Source organism: Herbiconiux gentiana, assembly GCF_024978135.1.
In the GTDB taxonomy this organism is placed as follows: domain Bacteria; phylum Actinomycetota; class Actinomycetes; order Actinomycetales; family Microbacteriaceae; genus Herbiconiux; species Herbiconiux gentiana.
On the sequence record NZ_JANTEZ010000003.1, the window covers coordinates 418,973 to 436,921 of the forward strand.

The following is a 17,949-nucleotide window of genomic DNA, read 5'->3' on the forward strand; positions in this document are numbered from 1 at the left end:
TCCGCCCGGCCGGGCCCCGCACATGCGCGTCCGCCGCCTGAGCGACCCGAACGTTCAGGCGGCCACCGCTCAGGCCGCCACCGCCAGGAACGGATCCCACGCCGGCTCCACCCGCTCCGCGCCCTTCACCGTCCACCCGGCCTGATGCGGCATGCGCGGCGCGAACCGCAGCGACCACCCCATCTCGGCGGGCGTGCGGTCGCCCTTCACGTTGTTGCACCGCAGGCAGCAGGCCACGAGGTTCTCCCAGGTGTCCTTCCCGCCCCGCGACCGCGGCTGCACATGGTCGATGGTGCTCGCCGACCCTCCGCAGTACCCGCAGCGCTGCGCGTCGCGCCGCAGCACGCCCCGGCGCGAGACGGGCATCATCCGATTCGTGGGAACCCGCACGTAGCGGGTGAGCAGGATCACGGCCGGGCGGTCGAAGTCGGTGGCGATGCCGTGCACCGGATGCTCGGCATCCCGTGCCAGCACCCGGGCCTTGTCGTTCAGCACGAGCACGAGGGCCCGCTTGAACGACACGACGCCGAGCGGCTCATATCCTGCGTTGAGTACCAGTGTTCGCATGCTCTCCCTTTCGAAGAGACCTGGACGGCTTCCAGGTGTTCGACGTGCATCCGGTCGTCAAGCGGACGGGGAGACGGGCGGGCATGAAAAAAGGCGCCGTCATGATGACAGCGCCCTACCTGCAGAACCGGGTATCTGGCTCTGACTCAGCCCACTCGTGTGCCGACGCACGCGCAGCACGAGGCGATCCGTGGTGGGGATGCTCCTGCCCTGCGTCATCAGGCTCTCCGGGTTCTCGAGACGATCAGAGCGCCAGGATACGACAGAATCGGCGCGCCACCTACAGGTAGCGCGCCGATTCAGGTGCTGGTAACGAAGTGTTTACACTCCTCGAGCGGATGCCCGGCAGCTCGTCGAGGGGATCAGACGATCCGCACGAAGTAGTAGCTGCCCCAGAGCGGCCGGTGCTCGACGTAGCGGCCCCAGTCGGGCGAGTCGATCGATCCGCCGGCGCCGTCGTAGATGCCCACGTGGCCGATCGGCCAGATGATCAGGTCGCCGGCCTGGGCGTCGGCGGGCGAGATGGGGATGCCCATCGCGGCCTGGTTGCTGACGAGGCGCGGCAGGTAGATGCCGAACTGGCCGAAGACGTACTGGGTGAGCCCGTCGCAGCCGAAGCTCGTGTCGGGGCTCGCACCGCTGCCGTAGGGCACCTTGCCGACGAACTGCTCGGCGTACTCGACGACGGCGGCACCGCTGTAGGCACCTGACGGCGGGTTGACCGTGAAGGCCCCGTCGCTCGAGGCGCCCTTCGCGGCGGCGGCGGTCGCAGCCGAGGCGGCGGCAGCCTCGCGAGCGGCGGCGGCCTGGGTGGCGGCGACCGCGGCGGCGGCGCGCTCACGGCTGGCCTGCAGCTCCTCGGGGGTGGGAGCGGTGTAGTTGTCGCGGCTCACGGCCAGGGCGGCCGAGGCGTCGGGGACGACCAGGGTCTGGTTGCCCGCGAGCTCGCCGTCGGTCGCGACACCCGACTCGAAGTTGCCGCCGCCGCCGAAGGCGTAGGCGGGCAGGGCCATGGTGGCCACGAGGGCGGCCGCGAAGGTCATGACGACCGCGCGCCCGGCGCTCTTCTTCGAGGGCTTCGTGAACCGCGGCGTGCGGATGCTCGGCCGCTGCGTCGCGACGGGAGCCGGCTTCTTCACCTCGAGCGCGGTCGCGGTGGCCTTCGCCTCGGCGCTCGGCGTTGGCACGGCGAGCACCATGTCTTTCGACGGAGCAGCCGGGGCCACGTTCGCCGCGACCGAGTTCGCCGCAACCGAGTTCTGGGACTCGAGTTCACGCAGGCGACGCCGGGTCATCGGCTGTTCGGGTCGGTCGTTGTCGGGGTTCTGCTCGTTGTCGAGCGAATCACCAAGTGGGGCCAAGATTGTTTCCTCCGGCACCTCTCGCAGCAAGGGCAGCTGCTCCCGTCCACACCGAGTCCGTGTGCAGTCAGCGGCCAAGAGACGGGAATCGAGGTGTCTTGGCCCGTGTCCGCCGCCATTCGGGGGCCGGTGGACTCGTTAGAGAATACGGGAGGGGCCGGGCTTTGTCACCTTGAAACGGGGTGTTTTTAACATTTCGGTAACGCCCCGTGCACGGCACCCGGCTAGATGCCAACGAATATATGGCTCGCGACCTCATTGGGCAGTTCGATGCCTTCGTCGAAACCTTCGACCTCTACAAGAACGTAGGAACCCACCGCGGTGAACGCGCCCGTGTTGCCCGGCACGACTCCGGCCTGCTTGAGCTGCAGCAGCAGTTCGGGGTCGACCTGCGCCGGCTCGCCGAGACGGCGGATGGTCTTCGTCTGCGGACCGACCGCTCCGTGCACGAGGGTCACGATGTTCACGACGCCGCGGGTGAAGGGGATCGACTCCTCGTCGCCGAACGCGTCGAGCCCGGGGATGGGGTTGCCGTAGGGCGACTCGGTGGGGTGATCGAGCATCTCGAGGATGCGCCGCTCGACCTGCTCGCTCATCACGTGCTCCCAGCGGCACGCCTCGTCGTGCACGAGCTCCCACTCGAGGCCGATGACGTCGCTCAGCAGGCGCTCGGCGAGCCGGTGCTTGCGCATGACGGAGATGGCCTTCTTGCGGCCGACCTCGGTGAGCTCGAGGTGGCGGTCGAGCGAGACGACGACCAGGCCGTCACGCTCCATGCGGCCGACGGTCTGGGACACGGTGGGGCCCGAGTGCCCGAGGCGCTCCGAGATGCGGGCGCGCAGCGGGTTGATGTTCTCCTCCTCGAGTTCGAGGATGGTGCGGAGATACATCTCGGTGGTGTCGATCAGATCTGCCAAGTGAATACTCCTTGTGGCCAGGTGAGGCGTACCTTACCCAGCCTAGTGTTTCGCCGCGACAACGAGGCGGGTGCTGGCGTCGATACTATGGTGCCCATGGCCGAGATCCAGATCCCCTCCGACCGACTGCCCGTAGACGGGCGCTTCGGCTGCGGCCCCTCGAAGGTGCGCCCCGGTCAGCTCGAAGACCTGCTCACCCGCGGCGCCTCGCTGCTCGGCACGAGCCACCGGCAGGCCCCGGTGAAGAACCTGGTTTGGTCGGTGCGCGAGGGCCTGTCGTCGCTGTTCTCGCTGCCCGAGGGCTACGAGGTCGTGCTGGGCAACGGCGGGTCGACGGCGTTCTGGGATGCGGCGGCGTTCGGCCTCATCCGGAACCGGGCCGAGAACCTGTCGTTCGGTGAGTTCGGCTCGAAGTTCGCCGCCGCCGCCGGGGCCCCGTGGCTCGAGGCGCCGCACGTGGTGAAGTCGGAGGCGGGCTCGCGCGGCGAGATCGAGGTGCTCGAGGGCGTCGACGTGTACGCGTGGCCGCACAACGAGACCTCGACCGGCGTGATGGCCCCGGTTCGCCGGGTGCACGGCGACGCCGGCGCGCTCACCGTGGTCGACGCCACCAGCGCCGCGGGCGGCATCGATTTCGACGCGGCCGAGGCCGACGTCTACTACTTCGCCCCGCAGAAGAACTTCGCCAGCGACGGCGGCCTCTGGTTCGCGCTGATGTCTCCGGCGGCGCTCGAGCGCGTCGAGACGGTCGCGGCCTCGGGCCGGTACATCCCCGAGTTCCTGAGCCTGAAGAACGCCGTCGACAACTCGCGGCTGAACCAGACCCTGAACACCCCGGCGATCGCCACGCTCGTGATGCTCGACGACCAGGTGTCGTGGATCAATGGCAACGGCGGCCTCTCCTGGGCGTCGGCCCGCACGGCGGAGTCGTCGGGTGCGCTCTACGAGTGGGCCGAGGGCACGTCGTTCGCGCGCCCGTTCGTCTCCGATCCGTCGCACCGTTCGCAGGTGGTCGTCACGATCGACTTCGACGATTCGGTCGACGCGGCGGCCGTGGCCAAGGTGCTGCGCCAGAACGGCATCGTCGACACGGAGCCCTACCGCAAGCTCGGCCGCAACCAGCTGCGCGTGGCGACGTTCGTCGCGATCGAGCCCTCCGACGTGAAGCAGCTCATCTCGGCGATCGACTACGTCGTGGAGGCCCTGGCGGCGTAACCCGCCGTCCCGGCGGCGCCCAAGCGTGCCGCCGGTCCCGCCGCGTGGCCCTATCCATCACCGGCGCGTGGTCGCCGGCGGGTGGTCACCAGCGACCGGGGCCCTCCGCGTGGGGGTCGTCCTCGTCGTCGTCGTCCGAGTCGTCCTCGTCGTCGCCGTCCGAATCGTCGCCGTCCGAATCGTCTCCGGAGTCGTCGTCGGACGCCGTGTCCTCGGCGGCGGTGAGCTCGTCGTCGTCCATCACGTGGTCATCGATGTCGATGCCGTCGTCGAGGTCGAGCACGTCATCCGCGTCGTCCAGGTCCTCATCGTCCGATTCGTCGTCATCGTCCGAGTCGTCGTCGTCATCGTCGTCCGAGTCGTCATCGTCGTCGGACTCGTCGTCGTCGTCCGATTCGTCGTCATCATCGTCGCGCTCGTCGTCGGGCTCGTCGTCGGGCTCGTCGTCGTCGGACTGCGCCGCAGCGAGCTCCTGCGCGAGCTGGTACTCCGCGAGGCGCTCCGACCAGGGCAGCCAGTCGGGAGCCACGAGCGCACCGTCGCCGGGCAGCAGCTCCACCTCGAGCACCGATGGCGCGGAGTCCTCGTCGACGCGGCCGAGCGTGACCGTCCAGTGCCACCCGGGGTAGCCGGGCAGGCGCGTCGCGAAGTAGAGGCTCAGCACGTGATCCTCTTCGGCGCGGTGGCCGATGACCTCACCGACGGTCGCGCCGGGCGTGATCTCCCGCAGCGCGCTCCGCGCGAGCTCGACGGCCTTCAGCAGCATCTCGTCGACGACGAGCTCGGGCGCCTCGGCGACGGACTCCGGCGAGACCTCGGCAGGAGCATCCGCTTCGACCTCGACCGCGGTCTCCGACGAGACCTCCGGCTTTACCGCGGCCTCGGACAGCTCACCAGAGGCATCGCCGTCGCCCGGGGCGGCGGCACGGGCATCCGTCATCACGCGTCCAGCTCGTCGGCGACCTTGCGCAGCAGCGCCGCGATCTTGCGGCTGTGGGCGTTGTCGGGGTACCGGCCGCGCTTCAGGTTGCCGCCGATCGAGTCGAGCACCTTCACGAGGTCTTCGATGATGACCGCCATGTCGTCGGCGGGCTTGCGCGACATCTTCACGAGGCTCGGGGGCGCCTCGAGCACCCGCACCGAGAGCGCCTGGGCGCCGCGCTTGCCGTCGGCGATGCCGAACTCCAGCTTCGTGCCCGCCTTGACGGCGACCCCCGCAGGCAGAGCGGACGCGTGCAGGAACACCTCTTGGCCGTCATCGGAGCTGATGAAGCCGAAGCCCTTCTCGTCGTCGTAGAACTTGACCTTGCCGGTGGGCATCGTGCATCTCCTCGTGTAATCGGCCCGAATACCACTCGTGGCCGACTACAAGACTACCCGTGCCGGTATCCTCGGACTGTGAGCGATGTCGAGAACACCCCGCCGAGCCGAGTGCAGCGGTCGCTGACCTTCATGATCGCCGCCGTGATCGGTCTGTCGGTGCTCGCCTTCGTCGCGCTGCTGATCGGCCTGGCCACGCAGACGCTGAACTACGACCTGCAGATCTGGCAGGTCGTGTTCTTCGTGCCCTACTTCGGTCTGCCCATCGGCTTCGTGCTCATCTTCGTGCTGCTCGTCATCAGCATCCGCCGTCGCCGGCAGGATGCCCGCGGGAGCAAGTGAGCGATCCGCTCCCCCTCGCCCGTCGGCTAACCCGCCTCGACGACGACGCGCTCACCCGGCTGCTGCTCACCCGGCAGCCGCCCTCCCGTGAGCTCCACGACTTCTTCGACCTGGCCGACGCCCTCCTCGAGCCCGCGTCGATCCGGGTCGCCCTGCGCACTCTCCCCCGCGCCGAGCTGGAGCGCCTGGCCGCCGGCAGCGCTCCCGACGACCTCGAGCGTGCCGTCGCCCTGGCCCTCGTCCTAGCGGAGGGCGACGACGGCCCGAGCGTTCCCGCCGCGGTCGCCGAGACGGCCGGGGCGGTGCTGGGCGAGCATCCGCTGCCCGCCGCACAGCGGGTTCAGGATGCTCGGCCCGCGCCCGAGGCCGACGCCCTAGCCAGGGTGCCCGCCCCCGTGCCCGAACCGGTCGCCGCGGCCGCCCGCGAGCGCGCCTTCACCGCGATCACCGCCGTCGCCGAACTCGTGCAGCAGCTGCGGGTCGCGCCCGCCCGGGTGCGAGCGAAGGGCGGGGTCTCGGTCGCCGAGGAGAAGCGCCTCGCGCCGCTGCTCTCGCTCCAGCCCGAGGCGGTGGGCCCGCTCTCCGAGCTGGCGGTGAGCGCCGGGCTCGCGGCCGTCGACGGCGAGGAGCTGCTCTCGACCGAGTCCGCCGACGCCTGGAGCGCGCTCAGCCCCGGTGAGCGCTGGCTCGCCCTCGCCCGGCGCTGGCTCGACGGCCTGCCCGCGCCGCTGCCCGAACACCTCCGCACGGCACGCAGCACCAGTGCCGCCGACCTCCTTGCGGCCTACCCCGCCGCCGACGAGCCGATGCACTCCGCGCTGCTCGACGCCGCCGAGCGCGGCGAGCTCCTGGGCGTCTGGGCGTCGGGCCGCCTCACCCTCTTCGGCCGAGCTCTCTTCGACCGAGCCCTCGTCGACGGGCCGACCCCGTCGGCATCCGACGGGCCGACGCCCTCGGCAGCCGACGCCACCGCCGACGGCGCCCTCCTCGACGCCGACACCCCCCTCGACGCCGAGCTGCCCCCCGAGGTCGACCGCGTCTACCTCCAGCACGACCTCTCGGTCATCGCCCCCGGCCCCCTGTCCCCCGCGCTCGACGCCCGCCTCCGCCTCGCGGCCGACCTCGAGAACCGCGGAGTCGCCTCGTCGTACCGCATCTCGCAGCCGAGCATCGATCGCGCTCTGTCCTCGGGCGAGACCGAGCAGACGCTCCGCGACTTCCTCGGCGCGCTCTCCCTGACGGGCCTCCCGCAGGCCGTCGACTACCTGCTCACCGAGGGCGCCCGCCGGCACGGCCTGGTGCGCGTCGTCACCCGCGCGCCGAGCGAGCTGCACCGCGGCACCGGCGGCGACGAGGCGCCCCGCACCCTCGTGCGCAGCACCGACTCGGCCCTGCTGACCGCGCTGGCCGCCGACCAGGCCCTCTCGGCGCTCGGCCTCCGCCGCGACGGCGAGGGCGCGCTGGCCACCCGGGCGACCCCCGCATCCGCCTACTGGCTGCTGCTGGATGCCCGCTACCCCGTCGTCGCCGAGGACGCCGACGGCGGCGTGCGCCTGATGCGCCGCGCCCGCGTGCTCCCGGCCCGCTCCGCGCCGGGCACCGGCACCCCACCCGCGGCGAGCGTCGCCGTCACCGACCTGATGCTGCGCCTGCGCGACGCCGCCCGCCGCACCCCCGACGACGGCGACGCCTGGACGGCCCGCCAGCTCGACCGCGCCGTGCGCGCCCGCAGCCGCGTCACGATCGGCGTGCGGATGCCCGACGGCACCACGACGCGCCTCGACGTCACCCCGCTGAGCCTCGCGAACGGACGACTCCGCGTGGCCGACGAGCGGGCCGGCGTCGAACGCACGGTGCCCGTGGCGAACATCGTCGAGCTCACGGCGCTCTGACAGCCCCGGGCGACCGCCTCACGCCACGCCGACGTAGACTTGTCGACTATGCCCGACGGCCCTCTCATCGTCCAAAGCGACCGCACCGTGCTGCTCGAGGTCGCGCATCCGCAGGCCGAGGCCGCCCGCCACGAGCTCGCGGTCTTCGCCGAGCTCGAGCGCGCGCCCGAGCACATCCACACCTACCGCATCACCCGGCTCGGCCTCTGGAACGCCCGGGCTGCCGGCCACAGCGCCGACGAGATCCTCGCCACCCTCGAGGGCAACTCGAAGTTCGCCGTGCCGCAGTCGGTGACGATGGAGATCGTCGAGACGATCGGCCGCTACGGCAAGCTCGTGATCGAGCGTCGGGCCGACGGCGTCCTCACCCTGCGCTCGACCGACCCGGCGGTGCTCACCGAGATCACCCGGGGCAAGAAGGTCGCGCCCCTGCTCACCGAGAAGAACGACGACGGCTCGTGGAGCATCGAGGCCTGGGCGCGCGGCCAGCTCAAGCAGGAGCTGATCAAGCTCGGCTGGCCCGCCGACGACCTGGCCGGCTTCACCCCGGGCACCCCGCACGAGATCGACCTCGACGAGACCAGCTGGCACCTGCGCGACTACCAGCAGCAGGCGGTGTCCAACTTCGCCGAGCACGGCTCGGGCGTCGTGGTGCTGCCCTGCGGCGCGGGCAAGACCCTCGTCGGTGCCGGGGCGATGGCCGCCGTGAAGACGAACACGCTCATCCTGGTGACGAACACGGTGTCGGCCAGGCAGTGGCGCGCCGAACTTCTGAAGCGCACGAGCCTCACCGAGGAGGAGATCGGCGAGTACTCGGGTCAGCTCAAGGAGATCAAGCCGGTCACGATCGCGACCTACCAGATCCTCACGGCGAAGCGCTCGGGCAAGTACGCCCACCTCGAGCTGCTCGACGCGCTCGACTGGGGCCTCGTGGTCTACGACGAGGTGCACCTGCTGCCCGCCCCGGTGTTCAAGCTCACCGCCGACCTGCAGGCCCGCCGCCGCCTCGGCCTCACCGCCACCCTCGTGCGGGAGGACGGGCGCGAGAGCGACGTCTTCAGCCTGATCGGCCCCAAGCGCTTCGACGCGCCGTGGAAGGAGATCGAGGCCCAGGGCTACATCTCCCCCGCCGAGTGCTTCGAGGTACGGGTCGACCTGCCCTTCGACGAGCGGATGATCTACGCCGCCGCCTCGGACGACGAGCGCTATCGGCTCGCCGCCACCGCGCCCGCCAAGCTCGACGCTACGAAGCGGCTGATCGAGCAGCACCGCGGAGAGCGCATCCTCGTGATCGGGCAGTACCTCGACCAGCTCGAGCAGCTCTCGTCGGCCCTCGGCGCCCCGTCGATCACCGGGGCGACGCCGGTGCCCGAGCGGGAGCGGCTGTTCCAGGCGTTCCGCGAGGGCGAGGAGAAGATCCTCGTGGTGTCGAAGGTCGCGAACTTCTCGATCGACCTGCCGGAGGCCAGCGTCGCGATCCAGGTGTCGGGGTCGTTCGGCTCGCGCCAGGAGGAGGCCCAGCGCCTCGGCCGGCTGCTGCGGCCGAAGGAGTCGGGGCTCACGGCGAGCTTCTACACGCTCGTCGCCCGCGACACGGTGGATCAGGAGTTCGCGCAGAACCGGCAGAGGTTCCTCGCCGAGCAGGGCTACGCCTACACGATCCTCGACGCGGAGGCGGCTGCCGCCTAGTCCGGGGGCCTGTGTCGCCTCTCTCTGTGCCTCGTCGGGGGCGTGCCGCCAGCTCCCAGGTTGCGCCCAGCGAACCCGCAGATACTAGGGGCATGACCGGTCCTCGCATCCTGATCGTCGACGACGAACCCAACATCCGCGACCTGCTCACCACGAGCCTCCGCTTCGCCGGCTTCGCCGTGCGTGCGGTCTCGAACGGCGCGCAGACGATCTCGGCGGTGCTCGAGGAGGAGCCCGACCTGATCATCCTCGACGTCATGCTGCCCGACATGAACGGCTTCGGCGTCACCAAGCGACTCCGGGCCGCCGGCTACACGGCGCCCATCCTCTTCCTCACGGCGAAAGATGACACGGAAGACAAGATCACCGGTCTCACGGTCGGCGGCGACGACTACGTCACCAAGCCGTTCTCGCTCGACGAGATCGTGGCGCGCATCAAGGCCATTCTCCGCCGCACCATGCAGGCCGACGAAGACGCGATCATCCGCGCCGGCGAGCTCACCATGGACCAGGACACGCACGAGGTCTTCGTCGGCGACACCGCCATCGAGCTCTCCCCCACCGAGTTCAAGCTGCTGCGCTACCTGATGCTGAACCCGAACCGAGTGCTGTCGAAGGCGCAGATCCTCGACCACGTCTGGGAGTACGACTTCAACGGCGACGCCGGCATCGTGGAGAGCTACATCTCCTACCTCCGCCGCAAGCTCGACGCCCACACCGAGGAGTCGCTCATCCAGACCAAGCGCGGCTTCGGGTACATGCTGAAGGTGAGCAAGGCGTAGCCTGACCCTCAGACATGCACGCCATCCTGAGGCAGTGGAACTCCATCTCCCTGCGCACCAAGATCACCGGTGTGACGGTCCTGATGCTGACCTTCGGGCTGGTGGTCTCGGGCGTCGGCACCATGGTGGTGCTGCGCACCTATCTGCTGCAGCAGGTCGACTCGCAGCTCGACCAGGCGAGCGCCGATCCGTCCCCGTTCCTCGGGCCGAACGCGTCGAGCGCCTCGTTCAACATCCAGGACATCACCTCGGCGCCTGACGACTACTTCGTCGGCCTGCTCGACTCCTCGGGCAACCTGATCGTGAGCAATTGGGCCGACCGCGACTCCGGCACCATGCCGGCCGCCCTCGTCGACCTCGACACGGCGAACCAGCTGGGCGGCAAGGTCTTCACGGTCGACTCGGTCGACCACACGGCCGAGTGGCACGCCGTCACGACGATGGTCGAGCTGTTCGGCGGCGACGGCTACGGCACGGTCGTGATCGCGAAGTCGCTGGTCGAGACCGAGAAGACGACGGCGACCTACCTCTCGATCTTCCTCGCCTTCGGCATCGGCGTGGTCATCCTGGGTGCCATGCTCACCCGACTGCTCGTGACGTCGACGTTCGGGCCGCTGCGCGAGGTCGAGCGCACGGCCGCGGCGATCGCCGACGGGGGCGACTTCAGCCGCCGCATGTCGGATGCGATGCCCGAGACCGAGGTCGGTCGCCTCAACCGCTCCCTGAACACGATGCTCTCGCGCATCGACAGCGCCTTCGCCGACCGCGCGCGCACCATCGATCAGATGCGCCGCTTCGTCGGCGACGCCTCGCACGAGCTGCGCACGCCGCTCGTCTCGGTGCGCGGCTACGCCGAGCTGTACCGCATGGGCGCGCTGCAGACCCCCGACGACGTCGCCCAGGCCATGGACCGCATCGAGAAGGAGGCGATCCGCATGGGCACCCTCGTGGAGGACCTGCTCGAGCTGGCCCGCCTCGACGAGACCCGCCCGCTGCAGCTCGAACCCGTCGACCTGCTGCCGCTCTCGATCGATGCGGCGTCGGATGCTCGTGCCGCGAGCCCGGGCCGCGTGGTCACGGTGCGCACGCCCTCCGGCCCCCCGGCGGTGCCGTTCAGCCCGGTGCTCGAGGTGTCGGCGGGCGAGGAGGACGTGGACGGATTCGCCGACGTCGTCGATCCTGCCGACGAGGCGGTTACGAGCACGGATGCGGGGGCCAAGCCGTCCCTTTACGTGTCGGCCGAGCCGCGCGACCCGTCGACGGGCTCGTTCTACACGACCGGGCCGGTCGAGCCACTGACCCCGCGCGTAGACGCGCCTGCGGTCGCGGAGGTCGACGCCGCGCACGTCCCGGAGCCGGCGGATGCGGTCGACGATCCCACCCCCGACCCCGAGGTGCCTGCCGGGCCGCCGGTCGCTTCCGCGCCGGCCGCCGGCAAACCGGGGCGGGCGTGGGGGCTTCCCCGTGGGGGATCCGCGTTCGCGTCGGGGCAGTCCGCCGCTCGGTCGGCCGCTGCCGCGCCGGACGGGACGTCGGGCGCTCCGGGCACCGCGACCGGGCCGCTCGGCACGCCGGCGCGCAAGGGCGCCTCGGCGTCGGTGCGGTCGTCGGCGAACGCGGCCATGGCGCGGCTGCGGCGTCGGCCGAAGTCGGTGGGCGGAGCATCCGGAGACCCGACCCTCGACGGTGGCGACGAGTTCGCGACGGGAGAGATCGAGCTGGCGCCGGCGGTGCCGCCGATCGTGCTGGCCGAGGAGAACAAGATCCGGCAGGTGCTGACGAACCTGATCGGCAACGCGCTGCGCTTCACCGACGCCGACAGCCCGATCGAGCTCGTCGTGCAGGTCGACGAGGCAGCCGGGGTCGCGATGGTCGACATCGTGGACCACGGCGACGGCATTCCGCCGCAGATCCGCGAGAAGATCTTCCAGCGCTTCTGGCGCGCCGACTCCTCGCGCACCCGCGAGACGGGCGGCTCGGGCCTCGGCCTCGCGATCGTCTCGTCGATCATCGCGGCGCACCACGGCACCGTGCAGGCCCTGGAGACCCCGGGCGGCGGCGCCACCTTCCGCGTCACCCTCCCCCTCATGGACGCGCCCACCCCGCCCGCCCCCACCCCCACCGCGAGCACCCCCACCCCCACCCGCTGACGCGCGGCGCCCCGCGCCGCTGACGGGCCACTTACGCGCCGCCCGCAGCCGACGCGGCTTCGCGCACGCAGCGTCGTCAGCGCAGCTCGCCCCGGGGCGACGCCGCGGGCGGCCGGGGACGCAGAAGGGCGGCTCCCGAAGGAGCCGCCCTGTGCGGTGGTGCGGTGGTGCGGTGGTGCTGTCGGACTTAGAAGTCCATGCCGCCCGTGGGGTCGCCGGCCGGGGCCGGGTTCTTCTCGGGCTTGTCGGCGACGACGACCTCGGTGGTGAGGAAGAGGCCGGCGATCGACGCGGCGTTCTGCAGCGCCGAGCGGGTGACCTTGGCCGGGTCGATGATGCCGGCGGCCAGCAGGTCGACGTACTCACCGGTGGCGGCGTTCAGGCCCCAGCCGTAGTCGAGGTCGCGCACCTTGGCGGCGACGACACCCGGCTCCATGCCGGCGTTGAAGGCGATCTGCTTCAGGGGCGCCTCGATGGCGACCTTGACGATGTTCGCACCGGTGGCCTCGTCACCGACGAGCTCGAGGCTCTCGAACGCGGTCTTGCCGGCCTGGATGAGGGCGACGCCACCACCGGCGACGATGCCCTCCTCGACAGCGGCCTTGGCGTTGCGCACGGCGTCTTCGATGCGGTGCTTGCGCTCCTTCAGCTCGACCTCGGTGGCGGCACCGGCCTTGATGACCGCGACACCGCCGGCGAGCTTGGCGAGGCGCTCCTGGAGCTTCTCGCGGTCGTAGTCGCTGTCGGTGTTCTCGATCTCGGCACGGATCTGGGCCACACGACCGGCGATGGCGTCGGCGTCGCCGGCACCCTCGACGATGGTGGTCTCGTCCTTCGTGATGACGACCTTGCGGGCCTGGCCGAGCAGGTCGAGGGAGACGTTCTCGAGCTTGAGGCCGACCTCCTCGGAGATGACCTGGCCGCCGGTGAGGATCGCGATGTCCTGCAGCTGCGCCTTGCGACGGTCGCCGAAGCCGGGAGCCTTGACGGCGACCGACTTGAAGATGCCGCGGATCTTGTTCACGACGAGCGTGGCCAGGGCCTCGCCGTCGACGTCTTCCGCGATGATGAGGAGCTGCTTGCCGGTCTGGATGACCTTGTCGACGATGGGCAGCAGGTCTTTGATGTTCGAGACCTTGCTGTTCACGATCAGGATGTAGGGGTCTTCGAAGACCGCTTCCTGGCGCTCGGGGTCGGTGACGAAGTACGCCGACAGGTAGCCCTTGTCGAAGCGCATGCCCTCGGTGAGCTCGAGCTCGGTGCCGAAGGTGTTCGACTCCTCGACGGTGACGACACCCTCCTTGCCGACCTTGTCGATGGCCTCGGCGATGATCGCGCCGATCTCGGGGTCAGCGGCCGAGATGGACGCGGTCGCGGCGATCTCTTCCTTGGTCTCGATCTCCTTGGCGTTCTTGATCAGCTCGGCGGAGACGGCGGCGACGGCCTTCTCGATGCCCTTCTTGAGGCTGATGGGGTCGGCGCCGGCGGCCACGTTGCGGAGGCCCTCCTTGACGAGCGCCTGCGCGAGCACGGTCGCGGTGGTGGTTCCGTCACCCGCGACGTCGTCGGTCTTCTTGGCGACCTCCTTGACGAGCTCGGCACCGATCTTCTCGTAGGGGTCGTCGAGCTCGATCTCCTTGGCGATGGACACGCCGTCGTTGGTGATCGTGGGGGCGCCCCACTTCTTCTCGAGGACGACGTTGCGACCGCGCGGGCCGAGCGTGACCTTGACGGCGTCGGCGAGCGTGTTCAGGCCGCGCTCGAGGCCGCGGCGGGCCTCTTCATCGAAAGCAATGATCTTTGCCATGTGTGTTTCTCGTCCTCCCTGGACGTCATCAAAGATTCAGCGGTTAGCACTCGAACTTCATGAGTGCTAAACCAATATTGGCACTCGGGGTGCGCGAGTGCAAGTGAATCCGTGACGACGCCGAGCACGACGAAACGCCCCGGCCCGATGGGCGGGGCGTCTCGCGACGTCGAGGCTGTCAGGCCAGGCGGACGGACTCCGCCTGAGGGCCCTTCGAGCCGGTACCGACCTCGAAGACGACCTGCTGGCCCTCCTCGAGCACCTTGTAGCCGCTCATGTCGATCGCGGAGTAGTGGACGAAGACGTCCTGCCCGCCCCCGTCGACGGTGATGAAGCCGTAGCCTTTTTCAGCGTTGAACCACTTCACGGTCCCGTTCGCCATCGTTACTCCCAAGTGCTGTGTTTCTGTGCAGAAGTGACACTGTTGCCACGCCCATTTCCAGATACTAATCACTGGGTTCCGGGCCCTGAGAGCCGATGCGGGTGAATTCGACACATCGTGACAGCAACTCAACACGGCTGAAACCTGCGTGAAACACACCGGCTCAGGATGCCCGGCGAACCGCCCCCGGAGCGCTACCCGGCGGGCGCTTCCTCGGCGGGCGCCTCCTCCACCGGCGCCTCGGGGTCGGTGAGACCCGGGCCGGCGTAGTCGGTGCCGAGCACGACGGTGAGGTCGGCACCCGGGAAGGAGGTGTTCAGCTCGATCGGCACCCCGCCGAGCAGCTGCGCGAGACCGAGCGCGGCCGCCTCGTTCGCCGCGTCGGCGTAGTAGACGGTGGTGGTGGCGAAGTCGGTGGTGCTGGCGTTCGCGCGCGAGCCGACGTTCCAGCCTCCGGCCACCGCCGCGTCGCCGACGCGGGTGGCGAGCCCTGCGATCTCGGTGCCGTTCAGGATCGTGACCGACTTCGTGCCATCGGTGACGGGGGCGACGGTGGGGGTCGGCGTCGGGTCTGTCGTGGCGGCGGCCGACGATCCGGCGCCACCCAGGGCATCCGTGAACTGGTTGTTGTTGTCGATGATCGCGAGGTAGCCGATGCCGGCCCCCACGAGCAGCACCGTCGCGAGGGCCGCCCAGGCGAGCACCCGCCAGCCCCGCCCGCGCGGCGCGGGGCCGCGGTGCGCGCCCACGCGCCCGGTCGGGGCGGGCAGGCGGTCGAAGCTGTCCTCGGGGAAACGTGGCATGGGGCGGCTATGTCCTAGTCGTCGCGCGACAGCAGCCGGGCCGAACGCGCAGCGAGACGCGCCTCCCGAACCCGCTGAAGCCTCTTGATGAGCATCGGGTCGTGCGCGAGAGCGGCCGGGGAGTCGATCAGCGCACCGAGAAGTTGATAGTAGCGGGCGGAGGAGAGGCCGAAGGTCTTGCGGATGGCCTGCTCCTTGGCACCGGCGTGGCGCCACCAGCTGCGTTCGAAGACGAGGATGCGGATGTCGCGCTCGCTGAGCTCCATGCCCTGCCTTCCTGTCCCGATCCGGACATCCTATTGGCGGGTACCTCAACGCCCGCCGATAGCCGCGCGGCACGCAGCTATTCCTGCGATGATCGTTCGCGGCCCCCGATCACCCGATCCCGTCACACAGGAGCATCATGAGCTACCAGGTTTCCAAGTCCGACGACGAGTGGCGCGAGGAGCTCTCGGCCGACGAGTTCGCCGTGCTGCGGCAGGCCGCCACCGAGCGCCCCTGGACGGGCGAGCTGCTCGACGAGCACCGCGAGGGCGTCTACCGCTGCAAGGCCTGCTCGGCCGAGCTGTTCCGCAGCGAGACCAAATTCGACTCGCACTGCGGCTGGCCGAGCTTCTACGACCCGGCCGGCTCCGACGCGGTCGAGCTGATCGAGGACCGCTCGCTCGGCATGGTGCGCACCGAGGTGCGCTGCGCGCGCTGCGGCTCGCACCTCGGCCACCTCTTCGACGACGCCCCGCAGACGCCGACCGGCGACCGCTACTGCATGAACTCCGTCTCGCTCACCTTCGACGAGGCCGAGTAGCCGTGCCCGGCGTCAGAGAGGCGATGCTCGCCCGGCGCTCGTCGTCGAAGGTGACGGATGCGGCACCCAGCCCCGCGCAGGTGGCGGCGGCCGTCGAGGCGGCCGGCCAGCTCGCCGACCACAGCGGGCTGCGCCCGTGGCGGGTGATCGAACTGCGCGCCGACGGCATCACCCGTCTCGGCCGCGGTCTCGCCGACGCCGACGGCGCCAAGGAGAAGGACGTCGCGAAGTTCGTGGCCAAGGCCCACCGCGCGCCGCTCGTGCTGGCGATCGTCGTGTCGTACGCCCCGAAGCACAAGGTGCCGAAGTGGGAGCAGGAGGCGGTCGCCGCCGGCGTGGCGCACAACCTCTCGCTCGTGCTCGATGACGAGGGCTGGGGCGTGTTCTGGCGCACCGGCGAGCACACCCGGTCCAAGGCCGTCAAGAAGGCCCACAAGCTGGGCAAGAACGAGGAGCTGCTCGGCTGGCTCTATGTGGGTGGCGTGCCGCCGCGTGGGCGGAAGCCCCGGGGCAGGGGGCGCATCCGCGTCTCGGAGCATCTCTCGACGCTCTGACGGCCGTAGGCTGGTAGCACTGTGACCGATCTGGATCGTGCTCCGGTCAACGACGACTCCCTTCATCTTGCAGGTGGCTCCGCCGCTCAAGACCTCCCCGCCGGGCCGGCGCTCATCGACGTGCCCGCGGCGCGGCGGTGGCTCGCCATCCTCGCCCTCGCGCTCGGCGGCTTCGGCATCGGCGTCACCGAGTTCGTGACGATGGGGCTGCTGCCGAACATCGCGGCCGACCTGCTGCCCGGGCAGTACGCCGTCGACGCGGCGGGCGCCAACGCCAACGCCGGCCTGCTCGTCTCGGCCTACGCGCTGGGGGTCGTGGTCGGAGCCCCCACCATCGCCGCGGCCGCCGCACGCTGGCCGCGGAAGCGCCTGCTGCTCGTGCTCGTGACCGTCTTCGTCGTGGGCAACCTGCTGTCGGCGATCCTGCCCTCGTTCGGGCTGGTGCTCGCCGCCCGCTTCGTCAGCGCCCTGCCGCACGGCGCCTACTTCGGCATCGCCTCGCTCGTCGCCGCCTCGCTGATGGGGCCCGACAAGCGCGCCAGGGGTGTCGCCTTCGTGCTCGGCGGTCTCACCCTCGCGAACGTCGTGGGTGTGCCGTTCGGCACCTTCCTCGGCCAGAACTTCGGCTGGCGCAGCGCCTACCTCCTGGTGGGCGTCATCTTCGCGGTGACTCTCGTCGCGATCGCGGTCACGGTGCCGTTCCGCCCGGGCGACCCCACGGCCACGATGCGCAACGAGCTGAAGGCCTTCACCCGCCTGCAGGTCTGGCTGACGCTCGCCGTCGGCTCGATCGGCTTTGGCGGCGTGTTCGCGGTCTACACCTACGTCGCCCCCGTGGTCACCGACGTCACCCGGCAGGGCGACGGCTTCGTGCCCTGGGTGCTGGTGGCGTTCGGCGTGGGCATGACGATCGGCAACGCGCTGGCCGGCTGGCTGACCGACCGCTCGGTCAAGCGCTCGCTCGTCATCGGGATCCTCGGCACCGGCCTGTCGGTGCTCGCTTTCGCCCTGACAGCGCACACCGTGGTCGGCCTGCTGGTGTCGATCTTCTTCGTCGGCGCCTTCGCCGGGTCGTGCTCCCCTGCCATCCAGACCCGCCTGATGGACGTGTCGCACAACGCGCAGACCATCGCCGCCGCGCTCAACCATTCGGCGCTGAACATCGGCAACACGCTGGGCGCGTTCCTCGGCGGCCTGGCGATCGCGGCCGGCTTCGGCTACCTCTCCCCCTCGTACGTGGGGGTGGGGCTGGCGGCGCTCGGCTTCGCGGCGCTGATGGTGTCGTTCGCAGTCGACCGGGTCCGCCGCGCGGGCTGAGGCGCTGCTCCGACTCGGCCCGCTGGGGGTCGGCCTGCTGGTGGGC

The 17,949-nt window shown here is 70.4% G+C and carries 18 protein-coding genes; 9 read left to right on the forward strand and 9 right to left on the reverse strand.

Annotated elements, in window-relative coordinates; all coding sequences use genetic code 11:
- Positions 1 to 69: 69 nt before the first annotated feature.
- The 3 genes from NVV95_RS09065 to NVV95_RS09075 form a co-directional block, all read right to left on the reverse strand.
- A complete protein-coding gene (locus tag NVV95_RS09065; RefSeq protein ID WP_259486220.1) occupies positions 70 to 567 on the reverse strand; it encodes an HNH endonuclease in 498 nt (165 codons plus the stop codon).
- 362 nt (positions 568 to 929) lie between these two features.
- Entirely contained in the window at positions 930 to 1,928 is a 999-nt protein-coding gene (locus NVV95_RS09070; RefSeq protein WP_259486221.1) for a C40 family peptidase, read from the reverse strand.
- 224 nt (positions 1,929 to 2,152) lie between these two features.
- The gene (locus tag NVV95_RS09075) at positions 2,153 to 2,845 is read right to left on the reverse strand and encodes an iron-dependent transcriptional repressor DtxR (protein ID WP_259486222.1); all 693 of its coding nucleotides are present in this window, start codon (positions 2,843 to 2,845) and stop codon (positions 2,153 to 2,155) included.
- Positions 2,846 to 2,941: 96 nt separating this feature from the next.
- On the opposite strand from NVV95_RS09075, the gene serC reads away from it, so the two are divergent.
- Positions 2,942 to 4,060: a phosphoserine transaminase gene (gene serC, locus NVV95_RS09080; RefSeq protein WP_259486223.1), complete on the forward strand. Its 1,119-nt coding sequence runs from the start codon at positions 2,942 to 2,944 to the stop codon at positions 4,058 to 4,060.
- Between the two features lie 85 nt (positions 4,061 to 4,145).
- Here the strand turns inward: serC and NVV95_RS09085 are convergent, their stop codons facing one another.
- Together NVV95_RS09085 and NVV95_RS09090 are read right to left on the reverse strand one after the other, a co-directional pair.
- Entirely contained in the window at positions 4,146 to 5,000 is an 855-nt protein-coding gene (locus NVV95_RS09085; protein ID WP_259486224.1) for a DUF3027 domain-containing protein, read from the reverse strand.
- Positions 5,000 to 5,380 carry a cold-shock protein gene (locus tag NVV95_RS09090; RefSeq protein ID WP_259486225.1) on the reverse strand — a complete coding sequence of 127 codons (381 nt, stop codon included), beginning with the start codon at positions 5,378 to 5,380 and terminating at the stop codon, positions 5,000 to 5,002. Before NVV95_RS09090 ends, NVV95_RS09085 begins: the two co-directional genes overlap by 1 nt.
- A gap of 78 nt (positions 5,381 to 5,458) precedes the next feature.
- On the opposite strand from NVV95_RS09090, the gene NVV95_RS09095 reads away from it, so the two are divergent.
- The 5 genes from NVV95_RS09095 (at position 5,459) to NVV95_RS09115 (ending at position 12,235) form a co-directional block, all read left to right on the forward strand.
- Positions 5,459 to 5,722 (forward strand): hypothetical protein, encoded by a 264-nt coding sequence (locus NVV95_RS09095; RefSeq protein ID WP_259486226.1) that lies wholly within the window; start codon positions 5,459 to 5,461, stop codon positions 5,720 to 5,722.
- Positions 5,719 to 7,614 carry a helicase-associated domain-containing protein gene (locus NVV95_RS18385; protein WP_269909041.1) on the forward strand — a complete coding sequence of 632 codons (1,896 nt, stop codon included), beginning with the start codon at positions 5,719 to 5,721 and terminating at the stop codon, positions 7,612 to 7,614. Before NVV95_RS09095 ends, NVV95_RS18385 begins: the two co-directional genes overlap by 4 nt.
- Positions 7,615 to 7,662: 48 nt before the next feature.
- Positions 7,663 to 9,303, forward strand: a complete 1,641-nt coding sequence (locus tag NVV95_RS09105; protein WP_259486227.1) for a DNA repair helicase XPB — start codon at positions 7,663 to 7,665, stop codon at positions 9,301 to 9,303.
- Between the two features lie 92 nt (positions 9,304 to 9,395).
- The gene (locus NVV95_RS09110) at positions 9,396 to 10,085 is read left to right on the forward strand and encodes a response regulator transcription factor (RefSeq protein ID WP_066040896.1); all 690 of its coding nucleotides are present in this window, start codon (positions 9,396 to 9,398) and stop codon (positions 10,083 to 10,085) included.
- Positions 10,086 to 10,099: 14 nt separating this feature from the next.
- Entirely contained in the window at positions 10,100 to 12,235 is a 2,136-nt protein-coding gene (locus tag NVV95_RS09115) for a HAMP domain-containing sensor histidine kinase (RefSeq protein WP_259486228.1), read from the forward strand.
- Between the two features lie 187 nt (positions 12,236 to 12,422).
- Here the strand turns inward: NVV95_RS09115 and groL are convergent, their stop codons facing one another.
- The 4 genes from groL to NVV95_RS09135 all read right to left on the reverse strand — a co-directional run bounded on the left by groL (position 12,423) and on the right by NVV95_RS09135 (position 15,493).
- A complete protein-coding gene (gene groL, locus NVV95_RS09120) occupies positions 12,423 to 14,042 on the reverse strand; it encodes a chaperonin GroEL (protein ID WP_259486229.1) in 1,620 nt (539 codons plus the stop codon).
- Positions 14,043 to 14,220: 178 nt separating this feature from the next.
- Positions 14,221 to 14,424, reverse strand: coding sequence for a cold-shock protein (locus NVV95_RS09125; RefSeq protein ID WP_259486230.1), 204 nt, complete (start codon positions 14,422 to 14,424; stop codon positions 14,221 to 14,223).
- A gap of 194 nt (positions 14,425 to 14,618) precedes the next feature.
- Positions 14,619 to 15,227: a LytR C-terminal domain-containing protein gene (locus tag NVV95_RS09130; RefSeq protein ID WP_259486231.1), complete on the reverse strand. Its 609-nt coding sequence runs from the start codon at positions 15,225 to 15,227 to the stop codon at positions 14,619 to 14,621.
- 14 nt (positions 15,228 to 15,241) lie between these two features.
- Entirely contained in the window at positions 15,242 to 15,493 is a 252-nt protein-coding gene (locus NVV95_RS09135) for a DUF3263 domain-containing protein (RefSeq protein WP_173183527.1), read from the reverse strand.
- A 137-nt stretch (positions 15,494 to 15,630) separates the two neighbouring features.
- Here NVV95_RS09135 and msrB point away from each other — a divergent pair, with 137 nt between their 5' ends.
- The 3 genes from msrB (at position 15,631) to NVV95_RS09150 (ending at position 17,903) form a co-directional block, all read left to right on the forward strand.
- The gene (gene msrB / locus NVV95_RS09140; RefSeq protein ID WP_259486232.1) at positions 15,631 to 16,032 is read left to right on the forward strand and encodes a peptide-methionine (R)-S-oxide reductase MsrB; all 402 of its coding nucleotides are present in this window, start codon (positions 15,631 to 15,633) and stop codon (positions 16,030 to 16,032) included.
- A gap of 2 nt (positions 16,033 to 16,034) precedes the next feature.
- Positions 16,035 to 16,586 (forward strand): nitroreductase family protein, encoded by a 552-nt coding sequence (locus NVV95_RS09145; RefSeq protein ID WP_375163796.1) that lies wholly within the window; start codon positions 16,035 to 16,037, stop codon positions 16,584 to 16,586.
- A 114-nt stretch (positions 16,587 to 16,700) separates the two neighbouring features.
- Complete coding sequence (locus NVV95_RS09150) at positions 16,701 to 17,903, forward strand: MFS transporter (RefSeq protein ID WP_259486472.1); 1,203 nt, start codon at positions 16,701 to 16,703, stop codon at positions 17,901 to 17,903.
- Positions 17,904 to 17,949: the final 46 nt, after the last annotated feature.

Bases quoted from the DNA above. Each gene is read 5' to 3' on its own strand.
- NVV95_RS09130 (WP_259486231.1), bottom strand. From the start codon at position 15,227: ATGCCACGTTTCCCCGAGGACAGCTTCGACCGCCTGCCCGCCCCGACC.
- NVV95_RS09135 (WP_173183527.1), bottom strand. From the start codon at position 15,493: ATGGAGCTCAGCGAGCGCGACATCCGCATCCTCGTCTTCGAACGCAGC.
- NVV95_RS09115 (WP_259486228.1), top strand. From the start codon at position 10,100: ATGCACGCCATCCTGAGGCAGTGGAACTCCATCTCCCTGCGCACCAAG.
- NVV95_RS09110 (WP_066040896.1), top strand. From the start codon at position 9,396: ATGACCGGTCCTCGCATCCTGATCGTCGACGACGAACCCAACATCCGC.
- NVV95_RS09090 (WP_259486225.1), bottom strand. From the start codon at position 5,380: ATGCCCACCGGCAAGGTCAAGTTCTACGACGACGAGAAGGGCTTCGGC.
- NVV95_RS09065 (WP_259486220.1), bottom strand. From the start codon at position 567: ATGCGAACACTGGTACTCAACGCAGGATATGAGCCGCTCGGCGTCGTG.
- NVV95_RS09085 (WP_259486224.1), bottom strand. From the start codon at position 5,000: ATGACGGATGCCCGTGCCGCCGCCCCGGGCGACGGCGATGCCTCTGGT.
- serC (WP_259486223.1), top strand. From the start codon at position 2,942: ATGGCCGAGATCCAGATCCCCTCCGACCGACTGCCCGTAGACGGGCGC.
- groL (WP_259486229.1), bottom strand. From the start codon at position 14,042: ATGGCAAAGATCATTGCTTTCGATGAAGAGGCCCGCCGCGGCCTCGAG.
- msrB (WP_259486232.1), top strand. From the start codon at position 15,631: ATGAGCTACCAGGTTTCCAAGTCCGACGACGAGTGGCGCGAGGAGCTC.
- NVV95_RS09125 (WP_259486230.1), bottom strand. From the start codon at position 14,424: ATGGCGAACGGGACCGTGAAGTGGTTCAACGCTGAAAAAGGCTACGGC.
- NVV95_RS09105 (WP_259486227.1), top strand. From the start codon at position 7,663: ATGCCCGACGGCCCTCTCATCGTCCAAAGCGACCGCACCGTGCTGCTC.